Annotated in this window: 18 protein-coding genes; 14 read left to right on the forward strand and 4 right to left on the reverse strand. The window is 36.5% G+C overall.

Annotated elements, in window-relative coordinates; all coding sequences use genetic code 11:
* The first annotated feature begins 418 nt into the window (after positions 1–418).
* From VEIS1202513_RS01905 to VEIS1202513_RS01945, 9 genes are all read left to right on the forward strand, one after another.
* Positions 419–1,759, forward strand: a complete 1,341-nt coding sequence (locus VEIS1202513_RS01905; protein ID WP_060924132.1) for a sensor histidine kinase — start codon at positions 419–421, stop codon at positions 1,757–1,759.
* Positions 1,756–2,445, forward strand: coding sequence for a response regulator transcription factor (locus VEIS1202513_RS01910; protein ID WP_005387927.1), 690 nt, complete (start codon positions 1,756–1,758; stop codon positions 2,443–2,445). Before VEIS1202513_RS01905 ends, VEIS1202513_RS01910 begins: the two co-directional genes overlap by 4 nt.
* Before the next feature lie 671 nt (positions 2,446–3,116).
* On the forward strand, positions 3,117–4,211 hold the full coding sequence (locus VEIS1202513_RS01915) for a S1C family serine protease (RefSeq protein WP_213467694.1): 1,095 nt from the start codon (positions 3,117–3,119) through the stop codon (positions 4,209–4,211).
* A gap of 336 nt (positions 4,212–4,547) precedes the next feature.
* Positions 4,548–4,871 (forward strand): PadR family transcriptional regulator, encoded by a 324-nt coding sequence (locus VEIS1202513_RS01920; RefSeq protein ID WP_009351870.1) that lies wholly within the window; start codon positions 4,548–4,550, stop codon positions 4,869–4,871.
* Positions 4,864–5,418 (forward strand): DUF1700 domain-containing protein, encoded by a 555-nt coding sequence (locus VEIS1202513_RS01925; RefSeq protein WP_213467695.1) that lies wholly within the window; start codon positions 4,864–4,866, stop codon positions 5,416–5,418. Before VEIS1202513_RS01920 ends, VEIS1202513_RS01925 begins: the two co-directional genes overlap by 8 nt.
* Positions 5,419–5,462: 44 nt before the next feature.
* The gene (locus tag VEIS1202513_RS01930; protein WP_213467696.1) at positions 5,463–5,948 is read left to right on the forward strand and encodes a hypothetical protein; all 486 of its coding nucleotides are present in this window, start codon (positions 5,463–5,465) and stop codon (positions 5,946–5,948) included.
* A gap of 173 nt (positions 5,949–6,121) precedes the next feature.
* Positions 6,122–6,451: a PadR family transcriptional regulator gene (locus VEIS1202513_RS01935; RefSeq protein WP_009352047.1), complete on the forward strand. Its 330-nt coding sequence runs from the start codon at positions 6,122–6,124 to the stop codon at positions 6,449–6,451.
* Positions 6,438–7,013 carry a DUF1700 domain-containing protein gene (locus VEIS1202513_RS01940; protein WP_213467697.1) on the forward strand — a complete coding sequence of 192 codons (576 nt, stop codon included), beginning with the start codon at positions 6,438–6,440 and terminating at the stop codon, positions 7,011–7,013. The genes VEIS1202513_RS01935 and VEIS1202513_RS01940 overlap by 14 nt, the downstream gene beginning before the upstream one ends.
* Before the next feature lie 9 nt (positions 7,014–7,022).
* Entirely contained in the window at positions 7,023–7,457 is a 435-nt protein-coding gene (locus VEIS1202513_RS01945; RefSeq protein WP_213467698.1) for a transcriptional regulator, read from the forward strand.
* Between the two features lie 192 nt (positions 7,458–7,649).
* On the opposite strand, the gene pyrE is transcribed toward VEIS1202513_RS01945, so the two are convergent.
* Together pyrE and pyrF are read right to left on the reverse strand one after the other, a co-directional pair.
* Positions 7,650–8,237 carry an orotate phosphoribosyltransferase gene (gene pyrE, locus VEIS1202513_RS01950; protein ID WP_213467699.1) on the reverse strand — a complete coding sequence of 196 codons (588 nt, stop codon included), beginning with the start codon at positions 8,235–8,237 and terminating at the stop codon, positions 7,650–7,652.
* Positions 8,234–8,953 carry an orotidine-5'-phosphate decarboxylase gene (gene pyrF / locus VEIS1202513_RS01955; protein ID WP_156719623.1) on the reverse strand — a complete coding sequence of 240 codons (720 nt, stop codon included), beginning with the start codon at positions 8,951–8,953 and terminating at the stop codon, positions 8,234–8,236. The genes pyrE and pyrF overlap by 4 nt, the downstream gene beginning before the upstream one ends.
* 203 nt (positions 8,954–9,156) lie before the next feature.
* Here pyrF and VEIS1202513_RS01960 point away from each other — a divergent pair, with 203 nt between their 5' ends.
* From VEIS1202513_RS01960 to VEIS1202513_RS01975, 4 genes are read left to right on the forward strand one after another with little or no spacing between them, the layout of a single operon-like run.
* Positions 9,157–9,786, forward strand: a complete 630-nt coding sequence (locus VEIS1202513_RS01960) for a 3'-5' exonuclease (RefSeq protein WP_213467700.1) — start codon at positions 9,157–9,159, stop codon at positions 9,784–9,786.
* 14 nt (positions 9,787–9,800) lie between these two features.
* Positions 9,801–10,463 carry a deoxyribose-phosphate aldolase gene (gene deoC / locus VEIS1202513_RS01965; RefSeq protein WP_213467701.1) on the forward strand — a complete coding sequence of 221 codons (663 nt, stop codon included), beginning with the start codon at positions 9,801–9,803 and terminating at the stop codon, positions 10,461–10,463.
* A 53-nt stretch (positions 10,464–10,516) separates the two neighbouring features.
* Positions 10,517–11,818 carry a pyrimidine-nucleoside phosphorylase gene (locus tag VEIS1202513_RS01970; protein ID WP_213467702.1) on the forward strand — a complete coding sequence of 434 codons (1,302 nt, stop codon included), beginning with the start codon at positions 10,517–10,519 and terminating at the stop codon, positions 11,816–11,818.
* A 10-nt stretch (positions 11,819–11,828) separates the two neighbouring features.
* The gene (locus VEIS1202513_RS01975) at positions 11,829–12,254 is read left to right on the forward strand and encodes a cytidine deaminase (RefSeq protein WP_024066866.1); all 426 of its coding nucleotides are present in this window, start codon (positions 11,829–11,831) and stop codon (positions 12,252–12,254) included.
* Here VEIS1202513_RS01975 and VEIS1202513_RS01980 read toward each other — a convergent pair.
* On the reverse strand, positions 12,232–13,689 hold the full coding sequence (locus tag VEIS1202513_RS01980; protein ID WP_024066867.1) for an ArnT family glycosyltransferase: 1,458 nt from the start codon (positions 13,687–13,689) through the stop codon (positions 12,232–12,234). The genes VEIS1202513_RS01975 and VEIS1202513_RS01980 overlap by 23 nt on opposite strands.
* A gap of 4 nt (positions 13,690–13,693) precedes the next feature.
* Positions 13,694–14,329, reverse strand: coding sequence for a phosphatase PAP2 family protein (locus VEIS1202513_RS01985; RefSeq protein WP_024066868.1), 636 nt, complete (start codon positions 14,327–14,329; stop codon positions 13,694–13,696).
* Positions 14,330–14,487: 158 nt separating this feature from the next.
* On the opposite strand from VEIS1202513_RS01985, the gene VEIS1202513_RS01990 reads away from it, so the two are divergent.
* Positions 14,488–15,972: a HAMP domain-containing sensor histidine kinase gene (locus tag VEIS1202513_RS01990; protein WP_024066869.1), complete on the forward strand. Its 1,485-nt coding sequence runs from the start codon at positions 14,488–14,490 to the stop codon at positions 15,970–15,972.
* The last annotated feature ends 1 nt before the right edge of the window (position 15,973 follow it).

Raw genomic sequence — 15,973 nt, forward strand, 5'->3', positions numbered from 1 at the left:
CTTTTTTTATGTATAAATAAGGCAATTGAATTATATATGAGTAGAGAAATATTTTGATAATGATAATATAAGGTAAAAGAATTTATTTTTACAGATATAGCATTTTTATATTTAGAGATTTTATAAAAAATATAGAGACTATTAAATAAGACGTTATAGAACATTATGTTTGATGTCCTAAAAATTACTTGTGGTATGTTGATATAGGTTGCCCGGATACGTGTAATATATATTAAAAACTTCAAAATAGTAGATAATAAAAGGCATATTGACCATATGTAATAACAGCCAATTATAAACTGACAATGAAGAAAATATGAAAGTTAAATCACTTTTTTACGCTTTTTACTTGCTTTAAGTATTAAAAATAGCGTAAACTATAAGAAGTATCTAATATTTATGATATTGAGGTAACCCTGTGAATTTACAAATACGGATTTGGATATCCAATGTTGTGCTCTTTGTAGTGCCTATTTTGATAGCAATTATCTTATTTTTGCTATACTTTACAGGTCTGCGCATATTGGCTAATGCCGGTTACTATTTGCGTATTGAGCAGGAACAACAGTTTAAAAGTGTCAGTCGAATCACTGAAACAATTACCTTTTATGGTTTAGAAAACAACTTAATAGATAGCTTAGTAAAGCCTAGCTATAGTCTACTTGATCCAAAGGAAGTATATGTAGAGGTACTAGATCAAGGTAATATGGTGTACAGCTATGGTAATCCTCAAATCTATAGCGCTTCTGCTATTGTTGGTCTTATTGATGTAAACCCTGAATTACAAGGTATTGTATATCAGTCCAATAATACGTTCGTATATGAAATGCGGAAATACGATGGGCGTCATGCTTACGTATATCATATTGCTATAAAGCGCGCTACTCATGGTAGTGATAGCTTAATGGAATCTGTATCCTTCTACATAATCATAGTTGCGATATTACTGTTTATTGTTACATTCTTTGCTATTAACCGATTTGTTACACGCTTTATCATGATTCATGTTAAGAATATGACGAAATCCTTAGAAATGGCCAATCGTCAGATTGAAATGGAACAGGAGCAACAAAAAGAGTTACTAGCAGGGATATCCCATGATATCCGAACGCCGTTAACAGCGATTAAAGCGTATGCAGAAGGCGTTCGCGATGGTATTGCACCAACCGAAGAGCAACAAAAACGCTATATGGGAATCATTTTGAAACGTGCTAATGATTTAGATTCGATGTTAGAGGAGTTATTCCTCATTACCACATTGAATTACAAGAAAGAATCTCGTCCATCTGAACGAATTGAACTCGGTCAATATGTACGTGATTTTGTAGAAGATCATTTGGCTCCTTATCAAACAAGAGGTCTAGAAATTAAATTCCGTATAGCAGCGGAAAATGCTTTCATTAATGCAAACCCACAATTGTTACAGCGTGTTTTACAAAATGTGTTGAACAATAGTGCTAAGTATAAAATGGCCGATGTTGGTCATTGTGTTATTGATGTAACTAGTGATGATGATTTTGTATACTGTGTTATCAGTGATGATGGCCCAGGGGTACCACCAGAATCGCTAGAACGTCTAATGCGTCCATTCTACCGTGTAGATTCATCTCGTACGAATCCACAAGAAGGTAGTGGTCTTGGATTGTCGATTATTCGTCGAATTATGGAAATCTTTGAAGGCCGAGTTGTGATTGAAAATGTAAGACCACATGGTCTACGTATTATATTAGAATTTCCTAAACAAGGAGAAGAATCATGAGTGAACATATCTTAATTATTGAAGACGATTTGGATATCGCCAATATTGAGCGTGATTATTTGATGGTGGCAGGTTATGATGTAACTATTATGACTAATGGTACGGAGGGTATTGAGGCTGCCTTAAATACTCCTGTAGACCTTATCATCCTTGATGTTATGTTGCCAGAAATGGATGGTTTTGAAGTTTGCCGCCAAATTCGTGACAAGGTTCGTGTACCAATTGTTATGGTAACAGCTCGACTTGATGATATCGATAAAATCCGTGGTCTCGGCGTAGGTGCTGATGACTACATTGAAAAACCATTCTCTCCATCTGTATTGATTGCAAAAATCAAAGCTATGTTGGCACAATATAAACGCTTAACAGAGCGCGATGCAATGGAAACTAATGCGATTCAATCTGGAGAAATCCGTCTTGATCCTAAGATGATGAAAGTTTGGGTAAACGAAAAAGAAGTTCATCTTAAAAAGAAAGAATTCCAGTTATTAGAATTCTTGATGCGCAATCGTGATATCGTATTTAGTAAAGAAGAATTATACTCTCGCGTATGGGGCCTTGATTCTTATGGTGATTATGCAACTGTAGCGGTTCATATCAACCGTTTACGTGAAGAAATTGAAGATAATCCATCCGATAGTAAGCACATCATTACTGTATGGGGCGTTGGTTATAAATTTGTTTGATAACTGAAATCACTTTCATATTACGCTCACGTTTTTGGTGGCTGTTGATAAAATATGAGTTTATAGGAAGTTATTATATAGATATAATCAAAGATTTAAAAATTGTTTATATACTTCCTTTGATAGTTTAGATATTCCATGTATACTTATCTAAGTAAGGCTGACTTTTGATTCTAGATAAGAAACAACTAAACTTCTCTCTCTTAATAAGTTCTCTCTCAACTTATCTAGATCACATATACTCTCTCAACAGTCCTTACACTCTCAAACTATATGCATAAAGGGCATTCCTAGCGACGGCTAGTGAATGCCCTTTATGTTTTATATGGTACATTTTTATATACATATGTTTTTATGTAATTTCTCTACAGTTGAATCGCCTTGAAATTAGAGTTGCTCTTAACATATTACAAGATACATATTATTTATAGAAATTATATTTTTATAATAGATGTAATAAATTGTTATCTTGCAATGTAAAGTCTTGCGTACTATAATAGGTTCATCAAAAATTGATTTTATAAAATTGATTTTGGTGAAAGTAGCTATATACTGCTACATGCTGCTATATTACATTGTTGTTACAGTGTGTATTCGATTGCGATTGGCAGTTTATATGATAAGAAATATAACAATAAGAAATCATTAAAAGATGATATAAGGAGATATGCATGAATTTTTCAAAATATAAGAAATCAATTATTGCTTGTGTGCTAGCCCTCGGTATTGGCGTAGGTGGAGGATACTATTTCTTTGGTAATCCCGTTACACATCAAACAACTGTGAAGGAGCAAACTAAACAAACTAAACCTATTACAGATACACGTAATACATACGTAGTTCAAGCGGCAAAAGAATCTGGCCCAGCTGTAGTGGGAATTACCACTCAAGTTTTCCAAAAGGATATTTTTAACCGTACCATCTATGCTGGAGAGGGTGTAGGCTCTGGTGTATTGATTGATAATGATGGACATATCGTAACAAATAATCACGTTGTAGCTGGTGCTAAAAATGGAGAGGTTACAGTTTCCTTGTCCAATGGATCTACCGTCACAGGTACAGTTATCGGTACAGATGCACAAACAGACTTAGCTGTTGTTAAAATTGATCCACCGAAGGATATTCAACCTATAAAAATTGGTGACTCTGATTCCTTGCAAGTAGGGGAACCGGCTATCGCCATTGGTAATCCTTTAGGCTTAGAGTTTAAAGGCTCTGTTACATCTGGTGTAATCAGTGCCTTAGCACGTACTATTGATGATCAAGGGCAACGCTTCCCATTGATTCAAACAGATGCAGCTATTAATCCAGGTAACTCTGGTGGTGCTCTCATCAATGCAGATGGTGAATTAATCGGTATCAATAGTTCTAAAATCTCTAAAGAAGGCGTTGAAGGTATGGGATTTGCCATTCCTATTAACTCCGCTATGACCGTTGTAGACTCTATTATTAAGAATGGTAAGGTTGTACGTCCTTATATTGGCGTATGGGCTGTAGATCGTCAAACAGCAGCACGTAACAATGTAAGCTATGAAGGTGAAGGTCTTCTCATTGTCCAACTTGATGCGAATGGTCCTGCTGCAAAGGCTGGTTTAGTAGAAGGCGATACAATTGCTCAAATTGATGGCAAGAATATTAGTACATTGTTAGAATTAAAAGAGAAAATTGACGCTAAGAGCCCTGGTGATACAGTTTTGGTATCTTATACTCATAATGGCAAAATGAAGAGCACACAGCTTAAATTAGGCCAAGCAACTTCAAAATAAATAGAAAATCCTCATCTTGAACTGCACCCCAAAAGTTGGACACAATTTTTGGAGGTGCAGTTCATTTTTGGATGCGTTTTTTTTATAATTTTTTTCATGATTTTCTCCATTTGGGGGCATTACCATATAAATTTCAAAAATTTTTTTATTTAATAAACATAGTATTCATCTGCTTTTTTGGCAATTTCTTATGTTAAAAAAATAAAAAATAAATATTTTTTACAAGGTACATTGCAAACCAAGGTACCTTATGTTATTATGTATTTGTCAGTACATGATAGTGACAGTAAGAGAGCTTTCATATTGGTAGATCTGCACAGCTTAGATGGAGGAATTATGCAAGTTCAATTGAAGAAAGGTGTTATGGATATGCTTGTACTAGCATTACTAACACAAAATGATCGCTATGGATATGAAATAGTCAGTAAAATCTCCGAATATATAGAACTTTCGGAAGGTACTATTTATCCACTGTTTAACCGATTAAAAAAAGAAAAATATGTGGAAACATATTTGCTAGAATCACAAACAGGGCCATCGCGAAAATATTACAAAATAACCTCAAATGGTACAGTCGCTTATAATCAGATGCGACAAGAATGGGATGGATTTTCTAGCGTTGTTGATATGCTCTTGAAAGGGGTAGATTATAATGAATAAACAAGAATTTTTGAATACATTACGTATTATTTTTAAAAAAGCAAATGTTTTAGATGTAGAAAGTATCATTGATGTATATGAAGAACATTTTGCCGTAGGGTATGAGAAAGGTCTTAATGATGAACAAATCATCAAATCACTAGGTACTCCAAAAGAAATTTATACATCCTATGTAGAGGCAGGTATTATCACTGATGAAATCGGCCGAGAAGGTACTAAAAGAACAGTTAATATGCAAGCAATATATGCACGACTTGAAGAGTATAAAGCTCTTTTGTTACCACAGTTACCAGGGGTGGCTAAAAAGGCATCTCATACATTATTAACAGTAGCTAGTGCTCTCACCTATATTGTCGGGGTACTACTATTTATCGTGACACCAGCAATTTTATTTTTGTTAAGTGGTTCATGGCAACCATTGGCAAATGTTACACCACTCCCTGCTGTGTCGATTGTTACTCTAGCAGGAATTGCGGGATTAGGCTTATTTGGTGGCTTGACATGCATCTATGCTGGTAGTGAGCTTAATAATGTATGTAAGCGTTAATTTAATACATTGCAATATTGGATGGAATGAACTAAGGAGATACTATGAAACAAATTATAATTACAGCAATTTTAGCAGCTATTTGCACAGTAGGTGGCGCAACTTCTTTTGTTATGAATGATCTACCAAGCTATACTGCATGGAAACAAGATAATGCACAACAATTTAAGAAAACGCCAAAATACGATGGCATAGACCAACAAAAGGATAAATATTATAATAACGATAAAGATTATAAGAAGGTAAATGATCATAAGGATGATAAGGATCATAAGGATCATAAAGATTATAAGAATCAAAAAGACAAAAAAGATAAAAAGGATAAAAAGGATTATAAAGACCATAGAGACTATGATTATGAAATGAATCATATGCCTATGCCTAATACAACAACTCAGTCACAAGGTCAAATGGCTACAACAGGTTCTGCAGCAGTATCAGAACAACCAGCTCAACAAGGTACACAACCTACTAATGGAGCAACTCAAGCGCCTAATATACAATCAAGTGCTGATCAAATAGGGCAATAAATTACTCTTTTTGTAATAGAAAATCAATTATTTTTTTAGCAAGGTACCTTGCAATTCGAGGTACCTTGTGGTATTATGTATATGCCAGTACATGATAGTGACCGTAAAAGATTTTGATTGACAAGAATTGGGGGTTCACTAGAACAAGCCTGATAGTGTCAAAAGGAGGAACTATGCAAGTTCAATTAAAAAAAGGTGTTATGGACATGCTTGTACTAGCATTATTAACACAAAGCGATCGCTATGGATATGAAATTGTTAGTACTATTTCAGAGTATATTGAAATTTCAGAAGGAACTATATATCCATTATTTAATAGATTGAAAAAAGAAAAGTATGTTGAAACGTATTTAAAAGAGTCCTCATCGGGACCATCTCGAAAATATTATCATATTACAGATGATGGGCGTGCAGCGTACAATAAGATGCGCCAAGAATGGGATGAATTTTCTGGTGTTATCAATATCCTATTGAAAGGAGTCGACTATAATGAACAAAAATAGTTTTTTAGAAGCACTGCGTAATATTTTCAAAAAAGCACGCGTTGCTGATGTTGAAAGTATTATTGAGGTGTATGAAGAGCATTTTGCAATAGGGTATGAAAGAGGTCTTTCAGATAGTGAAATTATTAAATCATTAGGGACTCCAGAAGAAATCTATGCATCTTATGTAGATGCAGGTATCATTACAGAGACTTTGACTCAAGATGGTAGTAAAAGTAAATCTGTTAATATGGAAGCTATCTACGCTAGATTTGAAGATTACAAAGAGCGCTTGTTACCTCAGTTACCAGGCATGGCAAAAAAAGCATCCAAAACATTACTATCTATTGGTAGTGCGTTGTCATATATTGTAGGTGTTTTAACATTTATTATTACACCGGCTATCCTTTATTTATTAGGTAGCTCTTGGCAACCATTCGAGAATGTAACGGCATTTCCTGCATTATCATTGGTAACTTTAGTTGCACTTGGTGGTGTAGGTCTCTTTGGGGGCCTTACATGTATCTTTATTGGTATTGAACTTCGTGGTGTACGCGAACGTTATTTCAGTAATATAGATTAAGGAGGACCTATGAGACGAATTATAATTGCTGCCATTCTAACTGTAATCAGTGCTGTAGGGGTAGGTACATCCTTTGCTGTAAATGATCTACCAAATTTTGGTGAATGGATGAAAACCAATGAACAACAGTTTAGAAAACCACATAGACATGATGGTTCTAATATGCATATGGACCAACATATGATGGATGGAAATAATCAAATGATGCCTCAAAATGGTATGGGGCCAAATAATGGTCAAAATATGTACCAAAATGGTCAAAACCAAATGATGCCTCAAGATGGTATGGGACGAAATAATGGTCAGTATATGCATCAAAATGGTCAAATGCCTCCGCAAGGGCAACAAGGTCAACCTGGCCAAATGCCGCAAGGGGGCCAACCAAATGGTAATGCACCACAACAACAAAATAATCAAGGTACATCACAAACTACACAAAACTAACCATATTTTATGAGTCCTTTTCTTTCATAAAATAATAGAGAACGTGGTCATGAAAGTGCATTCATGGCCACCGTAGAGCCATACACTCTACGTGATACATTCGTATCAGAATCTCTCTCTTACACACAATAACTACACACAAACAAAAAGAGCTCCTCAGTGAAGGAGCTCTTTTTGTATCTGTTTATAATTTTATTTGATGTGTTTGGAACCGCGTTCTGTCATAGCTACGCCGTCTTGGCAAAGAGGGCATTCTTCAGGTTTGTATGTAGGAACTTCGAGGTTAAGTAAGGCTTGTACTTTTTCGTGAGGTACACCGAATTCTGCTTTACCGCCAGAACGGTTAACAAGAAGGCCTACACCTACGATTTCGCCACCGGATTGGTTTACAACATTTACTACTTCTTGTACAGAACCACCAGTTGTTACGATGTCTTCAACGATAAGCACGCGTGTGCCTGGCTCGATTTTGAAGCCGCGGCGCAATGTCATAACACCTTTTTCACGTTCTGTGAAGATCGCGCGTGTACCAAGAGCTTTACCTACTTCATGAGCTAGTAAGATGCCACCAGTCATAGGACCAATAACAAGCTCAACGTTTTGATCACGGAAGCGTTCAGCTAATTCTTTACAAAGTGCTTCTGTATATTTTGGATGTTGCAATACATTGAATTTTTCAACGTACATTGGGCTGTGGAGTCCAGATGTCAAAAGGAAGTGACCTTCTAAAATAGCTTGAGTGTCGATCAATAATTGTTTTACTTCTTGTTCTGTCATCATTTGGATACATTCTCCATTTCTTCAATAATTAAACGAACTGCTTCACGAGGATTTTCAGCCTGTGTAATAGGGCGGCCAATAACGAGGCGAGATGCGCCATCTTGTAATGCACTAGCAGGTGTAGCAATACGTTTTTGGTCGTCGGTTGCTGCAAAGGAAGGGCGAATACCAGGTGTTACGATGAGGAAATCATCACCACATGCTTCGCGGATCATCTTAGCTTCTAAGGCGGAACATACAACGCCATCCATGCCACATTCTTTAGCGAGTTTCGCTAAACGAATAACTTGGTCAGAAATAGGTAGTTGCCCACCAGTAGATGTCCAAGCTTCATCATCAAAGCTAGTTAACACAGTAATTGCCAACAATTTAGTTCTTTCAACACCTAATTGTTCAGCTGTTTCGCGAGCTGCCTGTACAGCTGCTTTCATCATAACTGGACCACCTTGACCATGCATAGTGATCAAGTTAGCACCTAAACGTGTTAGGGAAGATACGCCATGCGCTACCGTATTAGGAATATCATGCAATTTCAAATCAAGAAATACTTGTTTGTTTTGCTCTTGTAAATAGCGAACTGTTTGCTCTCCTTCGGCGTAGAATAGCTCCATGCCGACCTTGTAAAAGCTAACCGCATCACCAAGGGATGTTACGATTTCTTTCATCGCATCCATAGTGGATACATCAAGGGCAACGATTAATCTGTCATCTGCCATCTTGCAACCTCCATACTACATATATATCTAAATAATTTTCACATACAGAGGGCCCATCTGTCAATTAAATTTGATGTGAAAGAGGTGACTATTAGTCACCCTTGAATAGTAGATTATAGACTGTTTCATGCTATAATAAATGGAGAAAATGAATATAATTCTTATATATAAATTTTGAAACATATAGATTTGAAAGGAGTCCTATGTTAGATTTTGTTGCATTAGACTTTGAAACAGCTAATAAATTTAAAAATAGTGCGTGCTCCTTGGCGGTTATTACCGTAAAGGACGGACAGATTACCAAAAAGGCGTACAGTCTTATAAAACCACCGTTTATGAGTTTTGATGATGAATGTATTGAAATTCATGGTATTCAACCAAAGGATGTTATCCATGAGAAAACCTTTGATCAATTGTGGAATGCTATCTACGAAAATCATTTAAAAGGCAATATCATGGTAGCTCACAACGCAAAATTCGATATGAATGTATTGCGTGCTACATTGGATTACTATAGAATCCCTTGGCCTGATCTTGATTATGCATGTACGGTGAAACTTTCACGTGCAGTATGGCCAGATTTAGTAAACCACAAGCTAAATACAATGGCTGCATATATCGGGGTTGAGTTTAAACATCACTACGCATTAGATGATGCGGAAACATGTGCTAAGGTTGTATTAGAGGCGGCTAAGGCTAAGGGCGTTAATAGCTTGCCAGATTTATTGAAGGCTACAGGTGTACCGCTAGAACCATTTATTGATGACAAAAATCGCGCTGCTCAAGAGGCTTTACACAAAGAACCTGAGCCAGAGCAAATGTCGTTCTTTTAGTAAGGAGAGACACTATGTTAGGTAAAGAATTATTATCTTATGTGGATCATACACTATTGCGTCCTACAGCTACATGGGATGATATTAAAGAAATTTGTGAAGCCGGCGTAGCCTATAAGACGGCATCGGTTTGTATTCCCCCAGATTTTGTGGCCTCTGCCCATGAAGCGTATCCAGATCTTAATGTTTGCACTGTTATTGGTTTTCCTTTAGGCTATGAAACGACAGAGGTGAAGGTAGCTGAAACAAAACAAGCCCTTGCAGAAGGGGCCTCTGAAATTGATATGGTCATCAACCTAGGCAATGTAAAACAAGGGGACTTTGATGCGGTTACTGCTGAAATTAAAGCGCTTAAAGCAGCTTGTGGAGATAAAATCTTAAAGGTTATTATTGAAACTTGTTACCTTACTGATTCTGAAAAGATAGCACTTTGTAAGTGCATTACGGATGGTGGTGCTGACTATATCAAAACATCTACAGGTTTTGGCAGCAGTGGTGCTAGTATTGAAGATATTCAACTCTTTAAGAAACACATCGGCTCTAATGTAAAAATTAAGGCTGCCGGTGGTATTCGTTCTATCTCTGATATGAAAGCCTATATTGCAGAAGGTTGCAGCCGTATTGGCGCCAGTGCAGCAGTAGAACTACTTAAAGATCATTTAGACGAAGAAGTGTAATAGAAAACCACCTAGGCAGTGCTTAGGTGGTTTCTTAGAATGGCGGTATAACCATGCGCATGTATGATATTATTCTAAAAAAACGATCTAACTTACCATTAACAGATGAGGAAATTCGCTTTGTCATCTCTGGCTATGTGAATGGCGAAATCCCCGACTATCAAGTGAGTGCTTTGTTGATGACCATTGTATTTAATGGGATGAATGCTCGTGAACTAGGGACATTGACATTAGCGATGGCACAATCGGGGCATATGGTAGATTTATCCGATATTGATGGGATAACAGTAGATAAGCATAGTACCGGTGGTGTAGGGGACAAGACAACACTTATCATAGGACCTCTCGTAGCTGCTTGTGGTGGCAAGGTGGCGAAAATGTCGGGCCGTGGCCTAGGTCATACGGGTGGCACTATCGATAAGATGGAATCCATACCAGACTTAAAGGTATCCTTGAACCAAGAAGCCTTTATTAATCAAGTTAATACAATTGGTCTAGCTGTAATCGGTCAGTCTGAAGGTTTAGCGCCAGCAGACAAAAAACTCTATGCTTTGCGAGATGTAACGGGTACTGTAGATAGTATTCCATTGATTGCATCCTCTGTAATGAGTAAAAAGTTAGCTTCTGGGGCACAAGCCATCTTGCTAGACGTAAAGGTTGGTAGTGGGGCCTTTATGAAAACCTTAGACGATGCTCGTGTATTGGCGAAAGCTATGGTAGATATTGGAAAGGAAAATGGCCGCTCTGTTAAGGCTGTTTTAACCGATATGGACCGACCACTAGGTCATGCCATTGGTAATGCTCTGGAAATTCGCGAGGTTATTGATACGTTGAAAGGGCATGGTCCACAGGATTTAACGCATGAATGTCTTATTATGGCTGCCCACATGCTCGTATTGAGTCATATATGTGATTATGAAACTGCCCTCAGCCGTGTACAAGAGGCACTCGACTCTGGCGCCGCCTTAGATCGATTGCGTATGATGATTGATGCTCAAGGTGGAGATAGCCGAGTTCTTGATGATGAAAGCATATTAGCAATCGGAAAATTTACCTATGATGTTACAGCGCCTCAAGACGGGTATATTACGCATATGAACACCGAGCAATGTGGTATTGCATCTGTTATGCTTGGCGCAGGTCGCACCGTTAAGGATGGTCCTATCGATTACAGTGCAGGTATCATAATGCATAAGAAGACAGGTGATACTGTTCGAGTTGGTGAAAGTATAGCCACCTTGTATGCTTCTGATGAAAGCTTGCTTGCCAATGCGGGGAAAACGTATTTAGAGGCGATTGCCTTTGGTGAAACTGCACCAGTTGTGGTGGATACGATTCTTGATATGGTGGAATGAGGAAATCCATATGATAGAAAAGGAAACTGATATGACGGAACAGGAAATTCAAAAGCTTATTGATCGTGCCATAGTAGCTCGTGAGAAAACCTATAGTCCGTATTCTCATTTTGGTGTAGGTGCAGCCCTTGTATGTGAGGATGGAAGTATCTATGAAGGCTGTAATATTGAAAATGCTTCTTTTGGCTTAACGAACTGTGCAGAACGAACTGCTATATTTAAAGCCGTATCAGAAGGGCATACAAAATTTAAGGCCCTTGCCGTAGTTGCTGATACGGAAGGGCCTTGTGCACCATGCGGTGCTTGTCGTCAAGTTATGGGAGAGTTTAATATCCCTATTATTATCATGGGGAACCTGAAAGGTGATATAGAAGTTGTCTCTACTGAGGCGTTGTTGCCGTTTAGCTTTTCTTCTACCGATGTAATTGATAAATAGTTCCTTCAGTGTTGGAATATACCATAGACCAATTATTGGAATCTAATGTGTCTGGAAAATTATCATCATTATATATGAGGAGATATACATTTTTATCTGGCGGTAAATTGTTCACAGATATAAATGGCATGACTTCTTTAGCATTCCAAGAAATGGCGGTTGGATCAGGAGCAACCTGATTTGGTCCAAGTAGTTGATAAACCTCATGATTACTATAGTAAGTAGGTGAAACACGATATCTCCCACTGCCCTGTAGAATAATGGCATCATCGCTGATAGATTGATTAATGTATTGACTAATATGCGGTGTGGATGCCTTATTCATTTGTGGTATGGCGACAATAAAGGTAAGAACTATATAGGTAATCCCGATTACTAGTGCTGTTTTACAGATTAACGCTATTCGTTTATGACACATGATGGCCATTAGAATAGCTAATGGTGTTAGTGCTGGAAATGTGTAGGTGGAGTATTTGGTGGCCATACAGGAGAAAAAGATTATGACTGTACCAGCCCATACTGCTAAGAAGCTATTAAATGGAATATTTATAAACCAATTATTTCGATTGTTATATATCAGTTTAGGTAATAAGATAGACCAAGGGAACAGTGTGATAATCGTTATAGGGATATAATAGTACCATACATTGAATTTGGGATGCTCTGATACGGTGGCACGTAGCCAATTATGGACACCGAGAAAGACATTGATAAAGTCGTTTCCATGGGTGATATACATATAGTAATACCAACTACCACCAAGACTTAGGAGTATTAAGAGACCAGGTAAGATTTGTAAACTTAATAACTCTTTGAGGTCTCGTCTGATTCCTAGGTATATTAATATGATGAGACCTGGCAATAAGAAACCAATGGGCCCTTTAGTTAATACGGCAAGGGCAGATGCTAAATAGGCTAAAAGATAATATTGTTTATATCCTTTTAATTCAGATTTATGACGTATGTATCCTATGTAAAAGCTCATTAAGATTGCATTAAAATATAGTCCTAGTGTCATATCTGTTATAACAGACTTTGCAATAATCCAATATTCAGCGGAAACAGATACGATGATAGCGCTTGTAATGGCAATTATATGATTGGTTTGTGATTTTACAAATCGATAGATTAGATAGAGGTTACAGAGCGCTAATAGACTGGAAAAAAATCGAGCTCCAAAGTCTGAAATACCAAATAGTTTGAAAGCAACAATGAGTTCCCAATAGTAAAATATGGGTTTATCATACCAATAATGACCAAAAATTTGTGGTGATAAATAATTATGGTTTAGTAGCATTTCTTTTGCTGTTAGCGCATAATTAGATTCTACAGGATCTGAAATACTAAGATACATATTTCCCATAAAATAAATGATGGCGGAGAAAATAAGAACTATCAAAATATGATAGTTCTTATTTTTTATAACATATTTCATAGCCTTATCCCTTCATGCTAAATTGTTTACTCAATGGTTGGTTTGCTTTTTTTATAAAATATAGGCTTTGTTTTGTATTTATGAGTAATCGGAAAATATTATATTTAGGGTGATTTAATAGCGTATCAATCTTGGAAGATAAATAGTTTTGATAGACTTTAAATAACAAGTATGTGATGAGGATACCCATGATTACGTCTAGAGGATAATGATGACCAACAAAGACTTTCGCAAAGCCTGTTAAAATGGTTCCACTTAGTAGAATAGAACCTAGTCTTTTGTAAACTGCTAAAATTGGTAATGAAATAGCAGTCATTGCCATAGCATGGGTGCTAGGAAAACTAGGATCAGCAACATGAGGAATAAGTAGATTTACCGTGTGTGTCACGAATGGTCTTGGTTCTTGCACTATGAAACCAATGATACTATGAACTATCATGGTAATACCAAGAAATGTGATAGTATGTATGCAGGTTTTTATAAGTCTTTTATCTTTAAAATAGAGGCCTAATCCAGATAAGAGTATCAGTAATAAGGCAAAGACTATTGAAAGATATTTAACAATATATATCATACTTGTATCTAGCCACGTATATGTACCTGCTAGGTTGTTGATAAGTTGAAAGATTTCGTAATTCATATATATCTCCTTTTTAGTGATGACTTTCTTGTATGAATACATCTTAAAGGAGAGATATTACGAAAATATAACGACTAAATTAAGTCTTGAAAAAGAATGTTGCCTATACACTGACAGATGGAAAATGACTTTGTATAATAGTTAAAAAGGAGGTTTCTATGCTTTTTAACTGGTTTAATCGCCTAGGCGTACAGCGAAAGATGATAATTAGTAACTTACTGATTATTGTTATACCTTTTATAGTGTTATTTATAGCCTTATCGTTAGTATGGGGTGTTATTCGATATACAAATCCAGTAGAGCACCGTCAATGGATGATGCTTGCTCCTAGTAGCATTCAGGCACAGGTATTCCAATTAGGATTGGAACAAATTAATAAGAAGCTTTCAAAAGAATCTACAACAGTTAGAGATGTTTTAGATAGCAGTGCTATTTTAGAAGCGCAAGGCTTAGATATAGTTATTCTAAAAGACAATGAAATAGTATATGCTACGCCAAATATAGAGCCTAATATATTTTTGTCGAATGTTAGACATGTGATGAAAGGTTTGGAGTCTAATCATTATTTAAACTGGGAAGGTAACCAATTTACCTATGTGAACTCTTATAATACGGGGCTGAGCGTATATGGATCTGGTAGGATTCCTTTCATGACTAAAAGTATGGGGCCAGAATCAACAGATAAAAAGTTGGTAGAAGGTGCTTTTGGTGTTGGGATTTTGCTATTGTTAGCTATTATTATCGGTATAGGTATATATATATCCAATCGTTTAGGTGAGTATATTTTGAGACCTGTAACGGATTTGAAACAAGCTGCTGATGATCTTAAAAACGGGATAGTACCAAAAAATATAGCAGTGAGAAATCATGATGAATTGGGGGCTACTTGTGAGGCATTTAATAATATGCAGGATGCATTGATGAAAGCCCATGAAGAGCAATCTCGCTATGAAGTGCGTAGGCGTGAAATGATAGCAGGAATTTGTCATGATATTTCAACACCACTCACATCGGTAAAGGGGTATGCTAGTGGTATTCTTGAAGGCGTAGCTAATACAGAAGAGAAACAAGCTCGTTATGTGCAACGGATTTTCGATATGGCAGGGCGTATTGAACATTTAGTTACTATGTTATCGGATTTTTCTCAACTGGAATTAAAACAAATTCATTACGATCGAGATACATATGCATTAGATGATTTAATTTACGGGTATATTAGAGAGCGAAATTTGAATGATCATGAACATATCGTTTTACATGAAGATTATGATGCTAAAGATAGTTTAATAGTAATAGATAGGATTCAATTTTATCGGGTTTTGGATAATCTTGTATCGAATAGCATAAAGTATAGATATGATGACTTTATACATATTGATATAACTACAGCAAAGATTGAAAATGCTTGTAAACTAGTATTTTCAGATAATGGGAAAGGCGTGCCTACAGAGATGTTAAATCGTTTGTTTGATATCTTTTTTCGTACTGATGAAGCGCGCACAGAGGTGGCTAATGGGAATGGTATTGGATTAGCTATTGTAAAACAAATAGTTGTAGATATGAATGGCATTATTTATGCGGAACATAATAAAAATGGTCGTGGATTATCCATTGTAATGGAGTTTCCTTGTGTTAAGGAGTAAA

This window comes from Veillonella orientalis, from assembly GCF_018406505.1.
In the GTDB taxonomy this organism is placed as follows: domain Bacteria; phylum Bacillota; class Negativicutes; order Veillonellales; family Veillonellaceae; genus Veillonella; species Veillonella nakazawae.